Genomic DNA, 17,908 nt, shown 5'->3' with positions numbered 1-17,908 from the left:
AGCGGCGGTGCAAGGGCGGATCCCGTTCGACTCGAATACTCGCCCCAAAACCGCAGATTAACCACAATGTTTCCGGGACGGACTTGCTTCGCGCCGACAACATCGATTAGCTTGGACATGTGTCCAGCGATGCACTGGCGATCACCTCCGACGCCGACCGTCAGACCGGTCAGACGCCGCGCAATCGGCGTCAAGAGGAGACCTTCCGCAAGGTGTTGGCCGCCGGCATCGAAACGTTGCGCGAGAAGTCCTATGCCGACCTGACCGTGCGCGCGGTGGCGGCCCGCGCCAAGGTGGCGCCCGCCACCGCCTACACCTACTTTTCGTCGAAGAATCACCTGATCGCCGAGGTCTACCTGGACCTGGTGCGGCAGGTCCCCTACTTCACCGACGTCAACGACCCGATGCCCAGCAGGGTGGAACAGGTGCTGCGCCATCTGGCCCTGGTGGTCGCCGACGAGCCCGAAGTCAGCGCCGCCTGCACGACGGCCTTGCTCAGCGGCGGGGCGGACCCCGCGGTGCGCGCCGCCCGCGACCGCATCGGCGTGGAGATCCACCGCAGGATCACATCCGCGATGGGCCCCAACGCCGATCCCACGACCGTGTCCGCACTGGAGATGTCCTTTTTCGGCGCGCTGGTCCAGGGCGGCAGTGGCGAATTCAGCTACCGCGAGATCGCCGACCGGCTGGCCTACGTGGTGCGGCTGATCCTGACCGGCGCCAAAGACACAAGCCCCGAGACGTAAGGCAGGAACCTAAGCGATGACCGTCCACGTTGGCGACCACGAGCTGGTCCTCGATCCCTACGATTACGACTTCCACGAGGATCCGTACCCGTACTACAAGCGTCTCCGCGACGACGCCCCGCTGTATCGCAATGAAGAACTGAAGTTCTGGGCGCTGTCCCGGCACCAGGACGTGCTGCAGGGTTTCCGCAACAGCACCACGCTGTCCAACAAGTACGGCGTGTCGCTGGATCCGGCGTCGCGCGGCCCGCACGCAAGTAAGACGATGAGCTTTCTCGCGATGGACGATCCGGCCCACCTGCGGCTGCGCACGCTGGTCTCAAAAGGCTTCACGCCGCGCCGGATTCGCGAACTCGAACCCCGGGTCACCGAGATCGCCACGCAGCACCTCGACACGATGCTGGCCAAGGCTAAGTCTTCAGCGAACGGCACCGTCGACTATGTCGACGAGTTCGCGGGCAAGCTGCCCATGGACGTCATCTCCGAGTTGATGGGTGTGCCCGAGCCGGACCGAGACCAGGTCCGCGCCTGGGCCGACGGGGTGATGCACCGCGACGAGGGAGTTACCGACGTGCCGCCCGAGGCCGTCGAGGCCTCCCTCAACCTCATCGTCTACTACCAACAGATGGTGGCCGAGCGACGCGAGCAATTGACGGGCGATCTGACGTCGGCGCTGCTGGAAGCCGAGATCGACGGCGACCGGCTCACCGACGACGAGGTGCTCGGCTTCATGTTCCTCATGGTGATCGCGGGAAACGAGACCACCACCAAACTGCTTGCCAACGCCGCCTTTTGGGGTCATAAGAACCCCGATCAGCTGACCCCGGTCTACGACGATCTGTCCCGGGTGCCGCTGTGGGTCGAGGAGACCCTGCGCTACGACACCTCCAGCCAGATACTGGCCCGCACCGTGTCCGGTGAGCTCACCCTTTATGACACCACCATTCCCGACGGCGACGTCCTGCTGCTGTTGCCCGGTTCGGGCCATCGTGACGAGCGGGTGTTCGACAAGCCCGACGATTATGTGATCGGGCGCGAAATCGGGCCCAAGCTATTGAGTTTCGGTAGCGGCGCACACTTCTGCCTGGGCGCGCATTTGGCGCGGATGGAAGCCCGGGTGGCGCTCACCGAGTTGTTCAAGCGAATCCGCGGCTACGAAGTGGACGAGGCCAACGCCGTCCGCGTCCACTCCAGCAATGTCCGCGGATTCGCCCACCTACCAATGAGCGTGGAGGTCCGCTGAATGCCCCGCTTTGAGCCCCTGCCCGAACGCCGGCCCGCCATCGTGGCCGGAGCGTCCTCCGGTATCGGGGAGGCCACCGCCATCGAACTCGCGGCGCACGGCTTCCCGGTCGCCCTGGGCGCACGCCGGGTCGAGAAGCTCGACGACATTGTCGGCAAGATCAACGCCGAGGGCGGCGAAGCGGTCGGGTTCCACCTGGACGTCACCGACCCGAATTCGGTGAAATCCTTTGTGGCCCAGTCGGTCGACGCGCTCGGCGACATCGAGGTACTGGTCGCCGGCGCGGGCGACACCTACTTCGGCAAGCTCGCCGAGATCACCACCGACGAATTCGAGTCCCAGCTGCAGATCCATCTCGTCGGCGCCAACCGGCTGGCCGCCGCGGTGCTGCCCGGCATGCTGGAGCGGCAGCGGGGTGACTTGATCTTCGTCGGCTCCGACGTCGCCCTGCGCCAGCGACCGCACATGGGCGCCTACGGCGCCGCCAAGGCCGCCCTGGTCGCGATGGTCACCAACTTTCAGATGGAGCTCGAGGGCACCGGCGTGCGGGCCTCGATCGTGCATCCGGGCCCGACGAAGACGTCGATGGGGTGGAGCCTGCCCGCCGAAAAGATCGGTCCCGCACTGGAAGACTGGGCCAAGTGGGGCCAGGCCCGTCACGACTACTTCTTGCGCGCAGCGGATTTGGCACGCGCCATCACGTTCGTCGCCGAGACGCCGCGCGGCGGCTTCGTTGCCAACATGGAGCTTCAGCCCGAAGCCCCGCTGGCCAATAACAAAGATCGCCAGAAGCTCGCACTCGGCGAAGAGGGGATGCCAGGACAATGACCAGCACAGCTATCGTGCCCCGGGTTTCCGGTGGCGAAGAAGAGCACGGCCACCTCGAGGAATTCCGTACCGACCCAATCGGTTTGATGAAGCGGGTCCGCGACGAGTGCGGCGACGTCGGGTGGTTCCAGCTGGTGGACAAGCACGTCATCCTGCTCTCCGGCGCGGGTGCCAACGAGTTCTTCTTCCGGTCCGCCGACGAGGACCTCGACCAGGCCGCGGCGTACCCGTTCATGGCGCCGATCTTCGGCAAGGGCGTGGTGTTCGACGCAAGCCCGGAGCGGCGCAAGGAAATGCTGCACAACTCGGCGCTGCGCGGGGAGCAGATGAAGGGCCACGCCGCCACCATCGAGGCTCAAGTGAAGGGGATGATCGCCGACTGGGGCGACGAGGGCGAGATCGAGCTGCTCGACTTCTTCTCCGAGCTGACGATCTACACCTCGACGGCGTGTCTGATCGGCGTGAAATTCCGTAACCAGCTCGACCACCGGTTCGCGGAGTACTACCACGAGCTGGAACGCGGCACCGACCCGTTGTGCTACGTCGATCCGTACCTGCCGATCGACAGTTTCCGGCGCCGCGACGAGGCCCGCGTCAAACTCGTTGCGCTGGTGCAGGAGATCATGAACGAGCGGCTGGCCAACCCGCCGAAGGACAAGAGCGACCGCGACATGCTCGACGTGCTCGTGTCGATCAACGACGAGGATGGCAATCCGCGGTTCTCCGCCGACGAGGTCACCGGGATGTTCATCTCGCTCATGTTCGCCGGGCACCACACCAGTTCGGGGACCTCGGCGTGGACCCTGATCGAGTTGATCCGCCATCCCGAGGTGTACGCCGAGGTGCTGGCCGAGCTCGAGGAGCTCTACGCCGACGGCCAGGAGGTGAGTTTCCATGCGCTGCGCTCGATTCCGAAGCTGGACAACGTGGTCAAGGAGACGCTGCGGCTGCACCCACCGCTCATCATTCTGATGCGGGTGGCCCAGGGCGAGTTCGAGGTCGAGGGCTTCCCGATTCACAACGGCGACTACGTCGCGGCTTCTCCGGCGATCTCCAACCGGATTCCCGAGGACTTTCCCGACCCGGATGCGTTCAAACCGGACCGCTACAACAAGCCCGAGCAGGCCGACATCGTCAACCGGTGGACCTGGATCCCGTTCGGTGCGGGCCGGCACCGCTGCGTCGGCGCAGCGTTCGCCCAGATGCAGATCAAGGCGATCTTCTCGGTCCTGTTGCGCGAGTACGACTTCGAGATGGCGCAACCGGCGGAGAGCTATCACAACGATCACTCGAAGATGGTCGTGCAGCTCGCCCGGCCGGCCAAGGTCCGCTACCGCAAGCGCAAGGCGTAAGGAGTAAGTCCGATGGGCGGATTCCGAATCGAAGCCGATCTGGATTTGTGTCAGGGCCACGCCATGTGCGAACTGGAGGCGCCCGACTACTTCCAGGTGCCCAAGCGGGGCAAGGTCGAGATCCTCGACCCCGAGCCCCCCGAAGACGCCCGCGACGAAGTCGAACGCGCGGTCGAGATGTGCCCAACACAAGCACTACTCATCAAAGAGAAAGAAGATTGACAGTGGCGTCACGCGAAGAGCTCGAGGCATGGGTCGACCGCTGGCTGCAGGCCAACAAGGACTGCGAAAAGGCCGGTGACTGGCGGCCATTGGCGGACTTCTACACCAAAGACGCGACCTACGGGTGGAACATCGGCCCCAAAGAAGACGTGATGTGCGTCGGCGTGGACGAGATCCGCGACATCGCTTTGGGTTTGGAGATGGAAGGCCTGGAGAACTGGGTGTATGAGTACCAGAAGGTGCTCATCGACGAGAAGCAGGGCGAGATCGTCGGCTTTTGGAAGCAGATCGTCAACAAGGCCGACGGTACCCAGGGCGAGATCTACGGCATCGGCGGCAGCTGGTTCCGGCTCAACGACGACCTGTTGATCGAGTGGCAGCGCGACTTCTTCGACTTCGGACACGTCGCGTACATGTACGGCAAGCTCATCGAGTCCGGCGACCTGAGCGAGGGCATGCAGCGGCGCATCGAACGCAGCATCGCCGGCGAGAAGCTGCCCGGCTACTACCCGCTCGGCGAAGCACCGGTCCCCATCTGGTGACCGAAGCAATGGCGGCAACCCGCTGCGCCCGGCTACGCCGCGCTTGCGATCGCCGCGGGAGCCCACGGCGGCAACTCGCTGCGCCCCGGCTACGCCGCGCTTGCGATCGCCGCGGGAGCCAATGGCGGCGACCCGCTGCGCCCGGCTACGCCGCGCTTGCGATCGCCGCGGGAGCCAACCAAGCATTTGATTTGTTGCACGCGCTATGCTGACGCGACGAGGGTGCCTGTGGCATCCGTCACCTAGCTGGCCGGCATGAAGGGCCGGTCAGCGCTGATCAATTCCAAAGGCGAAATGGGGTCAGGACCATCGTGAAGACAAAAGGCGCACTGATCTGGGAGTTCAACCAGCCCTGGTCCATCGAGGAAATCGAGATCGGCGACCCGCAAGCGCATGAGGTCAAGATCCAGATGGAAGCGGCGGGCATGTGCCACTCCGACCATCACCTGGTCACCGGGGGTATCCCGATGGCCGGTTTCCCGGTGCTGGGCGGTCACGAGGGCGCCGGCATCGTCACCGAGGTCGGGCCGGGCGTGGAAGACATCGCGCCGGGTGACCACGTGGTGCTGTCGTTCATCCCGTCCTGCGGGCAGTGTCCGACCTGTCAGGCCGGCATGCGCAACCTCTGCGACCTGGGAGCCGGCCTGCTGGGCGGCGCCGCGGTGTCCGACGGGACGTTCCGCATCCAGGCCCGCGGCCAGAACGTCTTCCCCATGACGCTGCTGGGAACGTTCTCCCCCTACATGGTCGTGCACCGCAGCTCGGTGGTGAAGATCGACCCGTCGGTCCCGTTCGAGGTCGCCGCGCTGGTCGGCTGCGGTGTCACCACCGGCTACGGTTCGTCGGTCCGCACCGCTGACATCCGGCCGGGCCAAGACGTCGCCATCGTCGGCGTCGGCGGGGTCGGCATGGCCGCGCTGCAGGGCGCGGTCAACGCGGGCGCGCGCTACATCTTCGCGATCGACCCGGTGGAATGGAAGCGCGACCAGGCGCTGAAGTTCGGTGCCACCCACGTCTACCCCGACATCATGGCCGCGATGGCCGGCATGGCCGAGGTCACCTACGGCCTGATGGCCCACAAGGTCGTCGTCACCGTGGGCGAGCTGCAGGGCGCCGACGTCGACAACTACCTCAACATCACCCAAAAGGGCGGGACCTGCGTGCTGACCGCCATCGGCAGCCTGCTGGACACCAACGTCAACCTCAACCTGGCGATGCTGACCCTGATGCAGAAGAACCTGCAGGGCACCATCTTCGGTGGCGGCAACCCGCAGTACGACATCCCGCAGCTGCTGTCGATGTACAAGGCCGGCAAGCTGAACCTGGACGACATGATCACCCGCCAATACCGGCTCGAGCAGATCAACGACGGCTATCAGGACATGCTGGACGGCAAGAACATTCGCGGAGTCATCCGCTACACCGACGCCGACCGGTAAACGACCCGTCATCAGCCGCGTCTGCTGTGACCGGCTTTGTGCCACCTCATGGCGCCGGGGCGAACCGGCGCCATGGCGGTGTGCTGTCGAGCTCCCTCCTTGTGCCACAACGAAATCGGCTCACGGACGCCCATCGGGTTGACTCGTTCCGAGGCACCGGGTGCGCAAACTAGTGACAGGAGAAGAAATGACCGAAGCCGCAGCCGCGCAAGAATCCCAGGCATCCCCGGCCCTGGCCGCGTCGCAGTCCTCGTGGCGGTGCGTGCAGGCGCACGACCGGGCGGGCTGGTTGGCGCTGATGTCCGATGACGTCGTCATCGAGGACCCGATCGGCAAGTCCGTCACCAACCCCGACGGCACCGGTGTCCGTGGCAAGGAGGCCGTCGGAGCGTTCTTCGACACCAACATCGCGGCCAATCAGCTCTCCATCACCTGCGAGGAGACCTTCCCGTCGAGCTCTCCCGACGAGATCGCCCACATCTTGGTGCTCAACAGCAAGTTCGAGGGCGGCCTGACCAGCTCGGTGCGTGGGGTGTTCACCTACAAGGTCAACGACGCCGGGTTGATCACCAACATGCGTGGCTACTGGAACCTCGACATGATGCAGTTCGGCAAGGAGGAGTGAGTGCCCATGGCGTCGATCTTCACCAAGATCATCAACCGCGAACTGCCAGGCCGCTTTGTCTATGAGGACGACGACGTCGTGGCGTTCCTGACGATCGAGCCGATGACCCAGGGACACACCCTCGTCGTGCCGCGCGAAGAGATCGACAATTGGCAGGACGTCGACGGCGCGGCCTTCGCCCGGGTGATGACCGTGAGCCAGTTGATCGGCAAGGCCGTCTGCAAGGCCTTCAGGACCGAACGGTCCGGCCTGATCATCGCCGGACTAGAGGTGCCGCATCTGCATGTGCACGTCTTCCCGACCCGCAGCCTCAGCGACTTCGGCTTCGCCAACGTGGACCGCAACCCCTCACCGGAATCGCTGGACGAGGCCCAGGCCAAGATCAAGGCGGCCCTGGCTCAGTTGGCGTGAACCGCGTGCTGCGCGTGGACGTCACTGATGCGCGGCAACGTCACCCGGAAGCAGCAGCCCTCGCCCGGCGCGGTGGTCACGCTGACGACACCGCCGTGCGCCCGCACCAGCGACTCCACGATGGATAGGCCCAGGCCCGTCCCGCCGCTCGCGCGCGCCCGCGACGAGTCGGTGCGATAGAAACGCTCGAACACCCGCGACGCGTCCTGCTCGCTCATGCCGGGGCCTTTGTCCGCCACCTCGAGGACCGCGTCGTCGCCGTCGGTGCCGACCCGCACCGTCACGTCGGCGCTTTCCGGGGTGTGCTGCAAGGCGTTGGCGATCAGATTGCTCAGCACCTGCCGGATGCGCGCTTCGTCGCCGAGCACCTCCGGCGTGCCGGGGCCGTCGAGGACCTTCATGGTGATGGTTCGCCCCGGATCGATCGCCTGCGCGTCGTGCACGGCGTCGCTGGCCAGCGCCAGCAGGTCCACCCGGTTGTGCTCGAGCGGTCGTTGCACGTCGAGGCGGGCCAGCAGCAGCAGGTCGTCCACCAGCAGACCCATCCGGGAGGCCTCGCTCTCGATCCGCGACAACAACATGGCGACGTCGCGGGCGGCGCCTTGGCGATACAGTTCGGCGAAACCGCGGATGGTGGTCAGCGGGGTGCGCAGCTCGTGGCTGGCGTCGGTGATGAAGCGGCGCATCCGGTCCTCGGAACCGCGGGCCTTCTCGGCCGAGGACTCCGAGGACGCCAGCGCTTGCTGAATCTGCGCCAGCATTCCGTTGAGGGCGAGCGAGAGCCGGCCCACCTCGGTGCGCGGATCCCGTTCTGGGACACGGCGATCCAACTGGCCGGACGCGATGGCCGCGGCCGTTCGTTCGACTTCGGCCAACGGCCGCAGGCTGCGCTGGACCACGGCGAAGCTGGCGATCCCGACCAGGACCAGCACCCCCACCCCGATGGCGATCTGCAGCCAGACCAGTGAGCGGAGAGTGTGCTGGAGGTCGGACAGGTCGATCGCGACCGTCGTCAAACCCTGTGGCCCGCGCACCGATACGGCCCGCCAATGGATGTTCGAGCCATTCACCGAGGGCAGCGTCGTCGGGTTGGGACCCACGTCGTTGTTGGCCGGGAGCGCCGGTTCGGCGTTGCGGTCGTTGATGGCGGTGAAGGGCACGCCGTCCGTGCCGACGCCGCGCACGTAGAACTTCGACGGTGGCCGGCCCGGGTCGGGGCCCTCGTACGGCGGCGGGGACTGACGACGCGGGGCCAGGGCCCAGCTGTGGGATGCGTCGAGCAGCGTCTGGTCGATGCGGCTGATCTGACTGTGCCGGAGGATCGACGTCACCGCGACACCGGAAACGGCCAGGCCGCAGGCGACCAACAACAGGGTGGCGGCGACGAGCCCTATTCGGAGCGGCAATCCGCGTCGAGGCTGAGTGACCATCTACCCAATTCTTCGCTACCGTTGACGACCGCGCACGCGCTCAGCGCGGTTCCCGCAACACATAACCCACGCCGCGCAGCGTGTGCAGCAGCCGTTTCTCGCCGGTGTCGATCTTGCGCCGCAGGTACGACACGTAGGACTCGACGACGTTCACGTCGCCCCCGAAGTCGTAGCGCCATACGTGGTCGAGGATCTTCGGTTTGCTCAACACCGTGCCCGCGTTGATCACGAAGTAACGCAGCAGCGTGAATTCGGTCGGCGACAGCGACACGGGCTGACCGGCCTTCCACACCTCGTGCGTTTCTTCGTCGAGTTCGATATCGGCGAAAGTCAGTCGGGCGCTGCGTGGTTCGGCGCCGCCCTTGCCGGCGCGCCGCAGGATGACCCGCAACCGCGCGACGACCTCTTCGAGGCTGAACGGCTTCGTCACATAGTCGTCGCCCCCCAGCGTCAGGCCGGCGATCTTGTCCTGCAAGGAATCCCGCGCCGTCAAAAACAGCGCGGGGGCGTCGATGCCGTCGGCCCGCAACCGTCGCAACACCCCGAACCCGTCCATGCCGGGCATCATCACGTCGAGGATGACGGCATCGGGACGGGCTTCGCGCGCCCGGTCCAACGCCTGGGCGCCATTGGTTGCCGTGTAGACCTCGAAGCCCTGGAACTTCAAGCTGACCGAGAGCAGTTCGACGATGTTGGCCTCGTCGTCGACCACGAGGACGCGGGCCTCCGGTTTGGTGTCGCTGGGAGTTGGCGATGTCATCAGGTGCTGCTGTCCCTTACTTGAAGTTACCTATGGAAAAATTGTGTGATTCCTGAAAGCTCAGTGTCAACCGTCTGTTAGTAGTCTGCCAGGCATCGGCGCGTTGCCTTAAGACGGATCGGCCTTTCGCAGGCCGCGCCGTGCATAGACTCGAAGAATGAACCTCGCCAAAAGCATCGTGTCGGCGGCGACCGCTCCCGCGCGGGTCGGTCTGGCCGCGGCGGATGCGGGTCTGGGCGTGGCAAGCGCGGCCGTTGGCGTGGCGAAGCGGGCTTTGGGCGAGAACGGGTCCGCCGGCACCAACCCGATGACGTCGATGCTGGGTCTCGACGACGCGCTCGTGCGCGCCAACCGGCTGGCCAGGCTGCTCGACGACGACGCCCCGCTGGGTCGGGCGGTGGCCCCGGACGGGCCGCTCGATCGGTTGCTCCGCCCGGGTGGGGTCGTCGACATGCTGACCTCGGAGGGCGGCCTGCTCGACCGGCTGACCGCCGAGGGCGGCGCCTTGCAGCGCACGCTGCAGCCGGGCGGGCTGGCCGATCAGCTGGTCGCCGAGGACGGATTGATCGAACGCCTGCTGGCCGAGGACGGGCTGGCCGACCGCCTGCTCAGCGAAGGCGGCCTGGTCGACAAGCTGACCGCCAAACACGGACCGCTCGACCAGCTCGCCGACGTCGCCGATACCCTGGCGCGGCTCACCCCGGGGATGGAGGCGCTCGAGCCCGCCATCGCCACCCTGCAAGATGCCGTCATCGCGCTCACCATGGTGGTCAACCCGCTGAGCAACATCGCGGATCGGATCCCGCTGCCGGGGCGCCGGCGGCCCTCGTCACGGGCGGTGCGCTCGGCGCGCGTGATCGACACCGACCAGTGACCGATTAGGCTTGGTCCCGGTTTTACCCGCCTCCTTAGCTCAGTGGTAGAGCACTCGCCTTGTAAGCGAGCGGTCGTCAGTTCAATCCTGACAGGGGGCTCCGTAGCTGCAATGGCATTTGCGCTGGTAGACAATGCCTTTCTGCGACAATATCGAAGGAAGGCGGCGTTGCTAACGAGCCTCGCTGCCTCGAAACGGTGCGCCCGCGCCGCAATCGGGAGCGGCCCCGGCATTCCACGAGCGCGCGTTTGCTCCTACTCAAAACGGGGACAATTTCGCGCTGAACAACCTGGATTACCGGAACCGACACAAGTTGCCGAGCGCGGGGCATAATACCTCCAGTGGGCGGGTTTGTGTAAAGATGAACAACATGGTGGTAAGTGGGGCTAATCGGTGGTAAGTGGAGGCAGGACCCACTACGAACGTCCGCCGGTCCGCAGGGCGATCTTCACTGTGTACGTCAAGCCGTTGCCCTACGACATAGGGTTGATCAACAAACTCTGCGAGGTTTGGTCAACTGACTACCCTGGGGTCAGGCAGACCCCACCGGTGCCGCGTTCACGTAGCACCTATAGCCCGCTCCCACAGACAGATCCGTTCGATGCGCCATGGCCAATGCCGAGGGTCGAGTTGGTCAACAGCTCACTGTCGCGCACGATCGCGTTCCAGTTCGACCACGTGTCACTGACGTGGCGCTTCGACGCCGACACACCCAACGACCAATACCCAAGCTACGAGGTGCTTGCGGAGGAACTGATCACGAAGTTTGGCGACTTCGTCCGGATTGTAGACGACGTCTCCGACGCCACGGTAGAGGTCCAGGGCTGCCAGTGTTACTACTCAAATTCCCTGGAAGATATCGGCGCAGAACGCTGGCTGGTCGGCTATTTAACCGGGGATTGGTCTGATATCGAGGCGCACGAAAAACAACTCCACGACGCGGCATACATCGGTTTTCAACTCCATTGGAACGAAGAAGAAGAAGGTGGTCTGAAGCGCAACGTTGGAGTTCACATAGACGAAGGGCTGGAACAGCGTCCCGAGCTGGACATCCATTCTGTTGCGGCACATGCTGATCCGTCGTCCATAAAGTCAGATGATCCGTGCACAACGGCCCGCAGTCTCTTGGATTCAGCTCACGAACTTGAGAACAGCACGTTTGAGGACTGTTTCAGCGAAGACATGAAGACGAGGTGGAAGGCACAGCCATGACGATTCTCGAAGATGGTTGGACAAAAATAGCCTCTCGCCAAACAGAAGCGGCTGCCCTCCAAAAAGCAAGGATGAATTTCTATCTCCGTCCGGCAGCGATGGAAGTAGAAGGCGACTGTACGCAGCCCCGTTTCTTTCGCCGACCGCCCCAATCTAGTACGGACAATGCTCAAGTGCGGGCGCACACTACGCTCACCGCATTGCTCGCTGACCGTTGCATTAACGCCGGAATGGCTTCTCGCGGAAGACAACTGATCGAGTTTCTATTCAAGACACACACCGTTGACGCCTCGATCGCCCCTGAAGACGACGGCTTAATTTTCTACTGGGCCGCGCGCGACATGGCGATTACGATTCAGATATTTTCGTCAGGCGACTATTGGTGGTCTGTGAGAAATATTGCCGGAATGTCCTTCTCGGACTCTGGATCTGATCTACCCCTGCGGGAACTTCGGTACAGCTTGAATCAGTTTTCGAAGGAAGTTGAACGCCAGAATCCGAACTGGCGCAACATCGTTCGTTGATCCAAAGTGATCAAGATCGGTCCTGCTGGTGCATACGATGACGATTCGTTCGCCGATACAGAGCTTCTTTACCGCCGAGTTCCTGGCAAGCCACCCTATCTGTCGCACCTCGATCCGATCACTGGGAAGCGACGGCCGCAGCCAGCAGCGTTCAGCATCAAGAAAGAGCCTGATGGCTTATCAGTAGTCGTCGATGGACTGATTCGCTCGTTGAAGCTGAAGACCAAAGATCTGTGCAACTGGGAAACACATGGTGTGGCACGGTTTGCAGCGGGCCACGTCAGACCAAACCTTGGGGTCATCGCGGCCGAGGACCCCAACAGTCCCCATCTTGGTAAAGCCCATGGGCTGATTCGCGGGCCGGACGGCATCCCGCCTGCGTCCGTTTGGAACCCCATCCGCGACGAAATTCTTGCCCACGCCGAGTTCTTCGAAAGCGATCCTGATGGGGCGACCGGTATGCACCCAGTACTGAAAATCGCCGTGAGCACCATCGGGCTAGGCTGGAAAGTCGTTGGCTGGCTGCGCCGTCGTCTCCGCTGAGTTACTTGAGATTCACGGGTGGCCCGGAAGGTTGTCCAGATCTCCCTGGATGTCCCGCAGTTTTCCTTCGATGGCCTGCAAATCGGAGAGGGCATCCTGATAGGACGGCTGCATCTCGTTTGAGGCAGAGGGTAGGGACTGGGGGCAGTACGCGACGATGGCGCCCGCGGTGACATGAGTGCTTTGATCGGCGTCCCAGATCGACGATCGCTGCACGAATCCGACCGCGTCGGAAAAGTTGTGTTGGTGCGCCAGGAAGTCGCAGACGGCGTGCCCCTGGACCGTCACGTAATCCTGGCTGGGAATCGGCACGCCTTCGTGCTTCAACGCGGCGATGAACGCCGTGTCGGCTACGCCGATCCGCGGGGCGGGTGCGGGGGGAGCCATGCGAGCGGGTGGCGACGCGACCGGTCGACTGGGTGACGACGCGGCCGGCGGCGGGGCTTCCGTCGGCTGCGCCGATGAATCCTGGTGGCGGACGGCGAATATGGCGATCGCGGCGGCGGCGATCGCCACCAGTGACAGCGGCAACGCCGCCAGCAGGCCGAGGCGGCGCAGCACGCCGCTGGGCCGCAGGAGCGTGACCGTGTCGTGCCGGGGCCGGGCGGCGGCGACCGCCGGGGTTTCGGGGGCGCTGGGCGCGTTCACGAGCGTCGCCCCGGTGCTGTGGGCCAGGAGTTCGTCGAGTAGTTCGTCGACCTCTTGGGTCGACGGCTGGCCACCCTGCTCGCGGATCGATCGTCGCCCAAGGGCGATGCGCCGCAGTTCTGAGTCGATCGTCTCGCGGTCGCGCATATCAACCAGTTTGAGCCTTCATCGGCATTGATGTCACGCGCTCGGATGCGACAGACTCGCTGTGAGGCGAACCAGCCGGAGCCGTGGGGGATCGAGGCGATGGACGGATGTGATCACTGTGGGCCCTAACCGACGCGCCGCGCCGCTCGTCCTCGCCGCGATCATGGTCGCGCTCGCCGGTTGTTCGGCATCGCATCCCAAACATGCCTCCCCGGCGGCCACGACGACGTCCGCCACCGCGGCGCCGACCCGGGTGGTGCCCGTGGACTCCGGGACGCCCGGCGGCGCGCAGCCGCCGCTGGCCGCGGATCCCGCGCAGCTGGTCGACGACCTCGTCGCCGACGAGCGCGCCCTGCGCGACCCGGGGACCGCGGAGCCGGCGCTGACGGCGGCGGCACACCGCGAGCAGGCGGCCTACCGGGCCATCGCACGCCATCCCGAATGGGACGCGACGACGCGCCCGCGCATCCCGGCGGAGTTGGCCGAGGTCTACGACCGCAACGTCGACGCCCGTCGGCAACTCATCGCGCTGACCCCGGTGCGAGACACCCTGCCGGCGTGGCGCATCGAGCCGCCGGCCCCGGCCGACGAGCTGCTCAGCGACTACCACCAGGCGGAGTCCGAATCCGGCGTCGGCTGGAACTACCTGGCCGCAATCAACTTCATCGAGACCCGGTTCGGCAGCATCGTGGGCGCGAGCACCGCCGGGGCACAGGGCCCCATGCAGTTCTTGCCGTCGACGTTCGCCGGCTACGGACAGGGCGGCGATATCCACTCCCCGCGCGACAGCATCCTGGCGGCGGGCCGCTACCTGGCCGCCAACGGCTTTGCCGACGATCGGGATCGCGCCATTTACGGCTACAACCACGCCGGCGAATACGTGCGCGCGGTCGACCAATACGCGGCGCTGATCGCGGCCGATCCGGCCACGTTCACCGCGTACTACCGGTGGGACGTCTATTGCCGCACCACCGCGGGCGACGTGGTGCTGCCCATCGGCTACGACGCGTCGTCACCGATCCCGGCCGCGGACTACGTGGCGGCCCACCCGCAGTAGTACGCGCTCAGTACAGGGGCACCCAGACACCGAAGAACCAGTAACCCCAACCGCCGTACTGCCAGTTGAAGACCGGGACGACGGTAAAGGTGTTGTAGTTGAACGGTCCGAAGTCCGCCCGGGCCACCAGCACGTCACGCGGCGGTCCGGCCCACGGCCGGTTCCACCCACCCGGAGGCGGCGGACCGTTCCAGCCCCCGGGGGGCGGCGGGCCCACCCAGTGCGGCGGCGGGTGGCCCGGGGCCGGGCCGTCGTTCCAGCCGTAGTTGTGCGGGCGCGGCGGCGGGGGTGCCCCGTGGCCCACGACGCTGAAGCCGGTGTCGAGACCCACCGGCCCGCCGATCTCCGCGTTGCCGCTGGCATACACCCCGCGCGGCGGAATGTACGGCGGGTGCGGCGGCTGCGTGCTCGGGGGATTGAGCGAGGCGTACCGCTGCCGCTCGTTCCCCGGCGGATTCTGCGTGTTCGCCGGGGCGTTGGTCTGCCCGCCCTGCGGCGGGTTATGACCGGGCTCATTCGGCTGCGGGGCGTTCTGGCCGCCCTGTGGCGGGCCGTTCTGGCCGCCCTGTGCCGGCGGACCGTTCTGCCCACCCTGCGCCGGCGGACCATTCTGCCCACCCTGCGCCGGCGGACCATTCTGCCCACCCTGCGCCGGCGGACCATTCTGCCCACCCTGCGCCGGCGGACCATTCTGCCCACCCTGCGCCGGCGGACCATTCTGCCCACCCTGCGCCGGCGGACCATTCTGCCCACCCTGCGCCGGCGGACCATTCTGCCCACCCTGCGCCGGGGTGTTCCCCCCGCCCTGCTGACCGCCGTGGCCGCCGGGCTGTCCACCCGGGCCGCCCGGCGCGCCGCCCGGGCCGCCGGGGTTGCCGCCCCCGCCGCCGCCACCACCGCCACCGCCGTGGCAGCCCGGGCAAGGCGGAGGCGGGTCAAGTGGCGCGGAGTAGGCCGTCCCGGCGTTCAGGGTGGCCATGGAGATGCTCAGGCCGGCGGCCACCGCGGCAGCGCCGACGACACGTTTCATAGACATAGCTGCGTTCCCCTCGGGTGTCGATGGCCTGCGCTACGGGCAGGTGACGTCCAACTCGAATGACTTGGTTACCTGCTGCGGTTGCTGCGGGTTGCTCATGTCGACACCCGTAGCGGTGCCCTTGATCGCCCACGTCTTGCCGTTGACCGCGGCCCCGGCACTGCCGCCCTGGTTGGGCGCGGCGTCGGAGAAACCGAGCGCGACCCCGTTTACAGTGCCCAGCCCGACCGAATGGACCAGGGGCGGATTGCCATTGCTGACCACGGCGCCGAGCCCGGCGGTGGGGTCGCCGATGCCGATGTTGGTGTTGTCCCCCGCGGCGGTGCAGGTGACCTGCCCGCTGACGTTCTGGTTCTGGCCGTCGACGATCACCAGCGGACCTGCCGCACCCGCCGGCGAAGACGAGCCGGACGGCGACGTACCGGACTTGTTGCTCGAACACCCCGCGCCGGCCGCGATCACCAGGGCCACACCGGCAACGCCGGCTACGATCCCACGCTTCACTACTGCTTCCCCTTCGTGTCGCCGGTTCCGCTGCTTCACCATGGCGTCGGTACCCGGTACGTCAGAATTGCAAACGCTACGACACTCACGGGAGAACGCGCAGGCCCCACCTGTCCAGCAGCGGATTGATCAGCATGAAATAGGTCGTGTAGTCGTCACCGTCGGGCGAGGACATCAACAGACCGACGGCGCTCACGGTGCCGTCGGGGTTCATCACGAAGCCGGGACTGCCGCTGTCGCCGTCCAGGCTGAACACGCTTGCTTCGACCACGTCACCGTCGATTCCTTTGATGGCGCCGCACGTCTCACCCGTCACCGCACCGATCTTGCAGAACGGCATACCGGGTTGGATCTGCGCGTGGCTCAACACATCCCGAACCTGATACCTGCCGGCTATGTCGCCCACCGGCATGCCGATGCTCGGCTCGAGGCGGATGATCGCGGCGTCGCGCTTGGCCCCTTCATGCTCGCTGGCCGAGATCTTGCCGAGCGGAGCATCGTTGCCGTACGTCCACTCCGCGCCATCGTGCGAGTCGCAGTGCCCGCTGGTCATCAGGTAGTAGCTGCCGTCGGCGCCCTGTGCCGCGAAACCCGCTGTGCACCTGCCGGATTCATGATCAACTCCCATGCCCGGTGCCGGGGGCGGCGACGGCAGGGCCGGCGGCGGCGCCGCCGCAGCGGTTTTCGCCAGCGTCGTCGCGGCCACCAGCACGGCCCCAACGAGTCCCAGCCCCCGCAACCACGGCATGTTCACGCCGTCCCCCTCCGGTTTGTGCCGGGCAGATAATAGCAGCGCCACTCGCCTCGAATGCACTGGCGGCCAGCAGGTTCCGCGCGGCCGGTTCATCCGGCGTCGACGTGCCGGGCAAGGAAGTCCAGCACGGCGCCGGCGAAGATGTCGTTGCGATCACCGGCGACCATGTGTCCCGCGCCGCGGACATCGGTGAATTCGACTTGGGGAAAACGCGCCAGGAATTCGTCGGCGCGCTCCTGGCTGACGAGGTCGCTCATCTGCCCGCGCACCAGCAGCATCGGCACCCCGCCGCGCAGGATAGCCTCCACGGCCGCGTGCATCCGATCGGGGTCGGTGACCTCGAACGGCGGGAATGCGGCTGTGCCGCTGATGAATTGCGGATCCCAGTGCCAATACCAGCGGTCGCCGCGGCGACGCAGGTTGGTGGTCAGGCCGTCCAGATCGGTCGGTCGCGGCCGATGCGGGTTGTACTCGGCGATCGCGTCGGCGACTTCGTCCAGTGAGCCGAACCCCGATTCCACCCGCTCGGCCATGAAGGCATGGATCCGGTTCGCCCCGGACTGGTCCATGTTCGGGACAATGTCGACCAACACGACCGCGCTCGCGATGCCCGGGGACAGCTCCCCGGCGAGCAGCATCGACGTGAACCCGCCCAGCGAGGCACCGACCAGGACCGGTCGCGGAGGCAGCGTGCGCAGCACCTCTTGGACGTCGCCGGCGAAACTGACGACGCGATAGTCGCCGTCGTCCGACCAGTCCGATTCGCCGTGGCCGCGCAGGTCGACGGTGACGGCCTGCCACCCCCGCGCGGCGACCGCGGCAGCGGCCTTGCCCCACGAACGGCGCGTCTGACCGCCGCCATGCAGGAACACCACCGCGCGCGCATGAGGATCCCCGAGTCGGTCGGCGACGATCTGGACCCCACCGGGACCCCGGATCGTAAACGGTTCAGCTGCCGTGGGCACCAGGTGATACTAAGGCGCCCGCAACCGGCGCCCGCGTTCGCTTGAC

General features: G+C 66.0%; 21 protein-coding genes and 1 tRNA gene. 15 read left to right on the top strand and 7 right to left on the bottom strand.

The window, feature by feature from the left end:
- The first annotated feature begins 119 nt into the window (after positions 1-119).
- The 9 genes from K883_RS12030 (at position 120) to K883_RS27530 (ending at position 7,408) form a co-directional block, all read left to right on the top strand.
- The gene (locus K883_RS12030; protein ID WP_008263821.1) at positions 120-746 is read left to right on the top strand and encodes a TetR/AcrR family transcriptional regulator; all 627 of its coding nucleotides are present in this window, start codon (positions 120-122) and stop codon (positions 744-746) included.
- Positions 747-762: 16 nt separating this feature from the next.
- On the top strand, positions 763-1,989 hold the full coding sequence (locus K883_RS12025) for a cytochrome P450 (protein ID WP_008263820.1): 1,227 nt from the start codon (positions 763-765) through the stop codon (positions 1,987-1,989).
- Positions 1,990-2,817: an SDR family oxidoreductase gene (locus tag K883_RS12020; RefSeq protein WP_008263818.1), complete on the top strand. Its 828-nt coding sequence runs from the start codon at positions 1,990-1,992 to the stop codon at positions 2,815-2,817.
- Positions 2,814-4,169 carry a cytochrome P450 gene (locus tag K883_RS12015; RefSeq protein WP_008263815.1) on the top strand — a complete coding sequence of 452 codons (1,356 nt, stop codon included), beginning with the start codon at positions 2,814-2,816 and terminating at the stop codon, positions 4,167-4,169. The genes K883_RS12020 and K883_RS12015 overlap by 4 nt, the downstream gene beginning before the upstream one ends.
- Positions 4,170-4,181: 12 nt before the next feature.
- Positions 4,182-4,391: a ferredoxin gene (locus K883_RS12010; RefSeq protein WP_008263814.1), complete on the top strand. Its 210-nt coding sequence runs from the start codon at positions 4,182-4,184 to the stop codon at positions 4,389-4,391.
- A gap of 2 nt (positions 4,392-4,393) precedes the next feature.
- Positions 4,394-4,933, top strand: coding sequence for a nuclear transport factor 2-like protein (locus K883_RS12005; RefSeq protein WP_008263812.1), 540 nt, complete (start codon positions 4,394-4,396; stop codon positions 4,931-4,933).
- A 311-nt stretch (positions 4,934-5,244) separates the two neighbouring features.
- Positions 5,245-6,372 carry an NDMA-dependent alcohol dehydrogenase gene (locus tag K883_RS12000; protein WP_008263811.1) on the top strand — a complete coding sequence of 376 codons (1,128 nt, stop codon included), beginning with the start codon at positions 5,245-5,247 and terminating at the stop codon, positions 6,370-6,372.
- A gap of 187 nt (positions 6,373-6,559) precedes the next feature.
- Positions 6,560-6,997, top strand: a complete 438-nt coding sequence (locus tag K883_RS27535) for a ketosteroid isomerase family protein (RefSeq protein WP_008263809.1) — start codon at positions 6,560-6,562, stop codon at positions 6,995-6,997.
- A 6-nt stretch (positions 6,998-7,003) separates the two neighbouring features.
- Entirely contained in the window at positions 7,004-7,408 is a 405-nt protein-coding gene (locus K883_RS27530) for an HIT family protein (protein WP_008263807.1), read from the top strand.
- Here the strand turns inward: K883_RS27530 and K883_RS11985 are convergent.
- On the bottom strand, positions 7,396-8,838 hold the full coding sequence (locus K883_RS11985; protein ID WP_020821555.1) for a sensor histidine kinase: 1,443 nt from the start codon (positions 8,836-8,838) through the stop codon (positions 7,396-7,398). The two genes, K883_RS27530 and K883_RS11985, sit on opposite strands and share 13 nt — an antisense overlap.
- 40 nt (positions 8,839-8,878) lie before the next feature.
- Positions 8,879-9,598 carry a two-component system response regulator PhoP gene (phoP, locus tag K883_RS11980; RefSeq protein WP_008263800.1) on the bottom strand — a complete coding sequence of 240 codons (720 nt, stop codon included), beginning with the start codon at positions 9,596-9,598 and terminating at the stop codon, positions 8,879-8,881.
- Between the two features lie 157 nt (positions 9,599-9,755).
- On the opposite strand from phoP, the gene K883_RS11975 reads away from it, so the two are divergent.
- The 5 genes from K883_RS11975 (at position 9,756) to K883_RS27520 (ending at position 12,751) form a co-directional block, all read left to right on the top strand.
- Positions 9,756-10,472 carry a hypothetical protein gene (locus K883_RS11975; RefSeq protein WP_008263798.1) on the top strand — a complete coding sequence of 239 codons (717 nt, stop codon included), beginning with the start codon at positions 9,756-9,758 and terminating at the stop codon, positions 10,470-10,472.
- Positions 10,473-10,500: 28 nt separating this feature from the next.
- Positions 10,501-10,572 (top strand) — tRNA-Thr (locus K883_RS11970).
- A 515-nt stretch (positions 10,573-11,087) separates the two neighbouring features.
- Positions 11,088-11,684, top strand: a complete 597-nt coding sequence (locus K883_RS11965; RefSeq protein WP_008263796.1) for a hypothetical protein — start codon at positions 11,088-11,090, stop codon at positions 11,682-11,684.
- Positions 11,681-12,208 (top strand): hypothetical protein, encoded by a 528-nt coding sequence (locus tag K883_RS27525; RefSeq protein ID WP_131820922.1) that lies wholly within the window; start codon positions 11,681-11,683, stop codon positions 12,206-12,208. Before K883_RS11965 ends, K883_RS27525 begins: the two co-directional genes overlap by 4 nt.
- Before the next feature lie 6 nt (positions 12,209-12,214).
- Complete coding sequence (locus K883_RS27520; RefSeq protein ID WP_020821552.1) at positions 12,215-12,751, top strand: hypothetical protein; 537 nt, start codon at positions 12,215-12,217, stop codon at positions 12,749-12,751.
- A gap of 12 nt (positions 12,752-12,763) precedes the next feature.
- Here K883_RS27520 and K883_RS11960 read toward each other — a convergent pair whose 3' ends face one another.
- Positions 12,764-13,546 (bottom strand): DUF732 domain-containing protein, encoded by a 783-nt coding sequence (locus K883_RS11960; RefSeq protein ID WP_008263794.1) that lies wholly within the window; start codon positions 13,544-13,546, stop codon positions 12,764-12,766.
- Between the two features lie 163 nt (positions 13,547-13,709).
- On the opposite strand from K883_RS11960, the gene K883_RS11955 reads away from it, so the two are divergent.
- Positions 13,710-14,603: a lytic transglycosylase domain-containing protein gene (locus K883_RS11955; protein ID WP_170320657.1), complete on the top strand. Its 894-nt coding sequence runs from the start codon at positions 13,710-13,712 to the stop codon at positions 14,601-14,603.
- Positions 14,604-14,610: 7 nt separating this feature from the next.
- Here the strand turns inward: K883_RS11955 and K883_RS11950 are convergent, their stop codons facing one another.
- The 4 genes from K883_RS11950 to K883_RS11935 all read right to left on the bottom strand — a co-directional run bounded on the left by K883_RS11950 (position 14,611) and on the right by K883_RS11935 (position 17,862).
- Positions 14,611-15,633 carry an MAP_0585 family protein gene (locus tag K883_RS11950; protein WP_036454559.1) on the bottom strand — a complete coding sequence of 341 codons (1,023 nt, stop codon included), beginning with the start codon at positions 15,631-15,633 and terminating at the stop codon, positions 14,611-14,613.
- A 39-nt stretch (positions 15,634-15,672) separates the two neighbouring features.
- On the bottom strand, positions 15,673-16,143 hold the full coding sequence (locus K883_RS11945; RefSeq protein ID WP_014379063.1) for a lipoprotein LpqH: 471 nt from the start codon (positions 16,141-16,143) through the stop codon (positions 15,673-15,675).
- A gap of 85 nt (positions 16,144-16,228) precedes the next feature.
- Positions 16,229-16,897, bottom strand: coding sequence for a S1 family peptidase (locus K883_RS11940; protein WP_008263784.1), 669 nt, complete (start codon positions 16,895-16,897; stop codon positions 16,229-16,231).
- Between the two features lie 89 nt (positions 16,898-16,986).
- Entirely contained in the window at positions 16,987-17,862 is an 876-nt protein-coding gene (locus K883_RS11935; protein ID WP_029385077.1) for an alpha/beta fold hydrolase, read from the bottom strand.
- Positions 17,863-17,908 lie beyond the last annotated feature (46 nt).

Origin of the sequence: Mycobacterium sp. TKK-01-0059, assembly GCF_000709305.1 — a bacterium.
In the GTDB taxonomy this organism is placed as follows: domain Bacteria; phylum Actinomycetota; class Actinomycetes; order Mycobacteriales; family Mycobacteriaceae; genus Mycobacterium; species Mycobacterium intracellulare.
Note: the sequence above shows the minus strand (reverse complement) of the source record. Positions and strands in the feature narration are given on the sequence as shown.

Bases quoted from the DNA above. Each gene is read 5' to 3' on its own strand.
- K883_RS12025 (WP_008263820.1), top strand. From the start codon at position 763: ATGACCGTCCACGTTGGCGACCACGAGCTGGTCCTCGATCCCTACGAT.
- K883_RS12020 (WP_008263818.1), top strand. From the start codon at position 1,990: ATGCCCCGCTTTGAGCCCCTGCCCGAACGCCGGCCCGCCATCGTGGCC.
- K883_RS12015 (WP_008263815.1), top strand. From the start codon at position 2,814: ATGACCAGCACAGCTATCGTGCCCCGGGTTTCCGGTGGCGAAGAAGAG.
- K883_RS12010 (WP_008263814.1), top strand. From the start codon at position 4,182: ATGGGCGGATTCCGAATCGAAGCCGATCTGGATTTGTGTCAGGGCCAC.
- K883_RS27535 (WP_008263809.1), top strand. From the start codon at position 6,560: ATGACCGAAGCCGCAGCCGCGCAAGAATCCCAGGCATCCCCGGCCCTG.
- K883_RS27530 (WP_008263807.1), top strand. From the start codon at position 7,004: ATGGCGTCGATCTTCACCAAGATCATCAACCGCGAACTGCCAGGCCGC.
- K883_RS11985 (WP_020821555.1), bottom strand. From the start codon at position 8,838: ATGGTCACTCAGCCTCGACGCGGATTGCCGCTCCGAATAGGGCTCGTC.
- phoP (WP_008263800.1), bottom strand. From the start codon at position 9,598: ATGACATCGCCAACTCCCAGCGACACCAAACCGGAGGCCCGCGTCCTC.
- K883_RS11975 (WP_008263798.1), top strand. From the start codon at position 9,756: ATGAACCTCGCCAAAAGCATCGTGTCGGCGGCGACCGCTCCCGCGCGG.
- K883_RS11965 (WP_008263796.1), top strand. From the start codon at position 11,088: ATGCCGAGGGTCGAGTTGGTCAACAGCTCACTGTCGCGCACGATCGCG.
- K883_RS27525 (WP_131820922.1), top strand. From the start codon at position 11,681: ATGACGATTCTCGAAGATGGTTGGACAAAAATAGCCTCTCGCCAAACA.
- K883_RS11960 (WP_008263794.1), bottom strand. From the start codon at position 13,546: ATGCGCGACCGCGAGACGATCGACTCAGAACTGCGGCGCATCGCCCTT.
- K883_RS11955 (WP_170320657.1), top strand. From the start codon at position 13,710: ATGGTCGCGCTCGCCGGTTGTTCGGCATCGCATCCCAAACATGCCTCC.
- K883_RS11950 (WP_036454559.1), bottom strand. From the start codon at position 15,633: ATGAAACGTGTCGTCGGCGCTGCCGCGGTGGCCGCCGGCCTGAGCATC.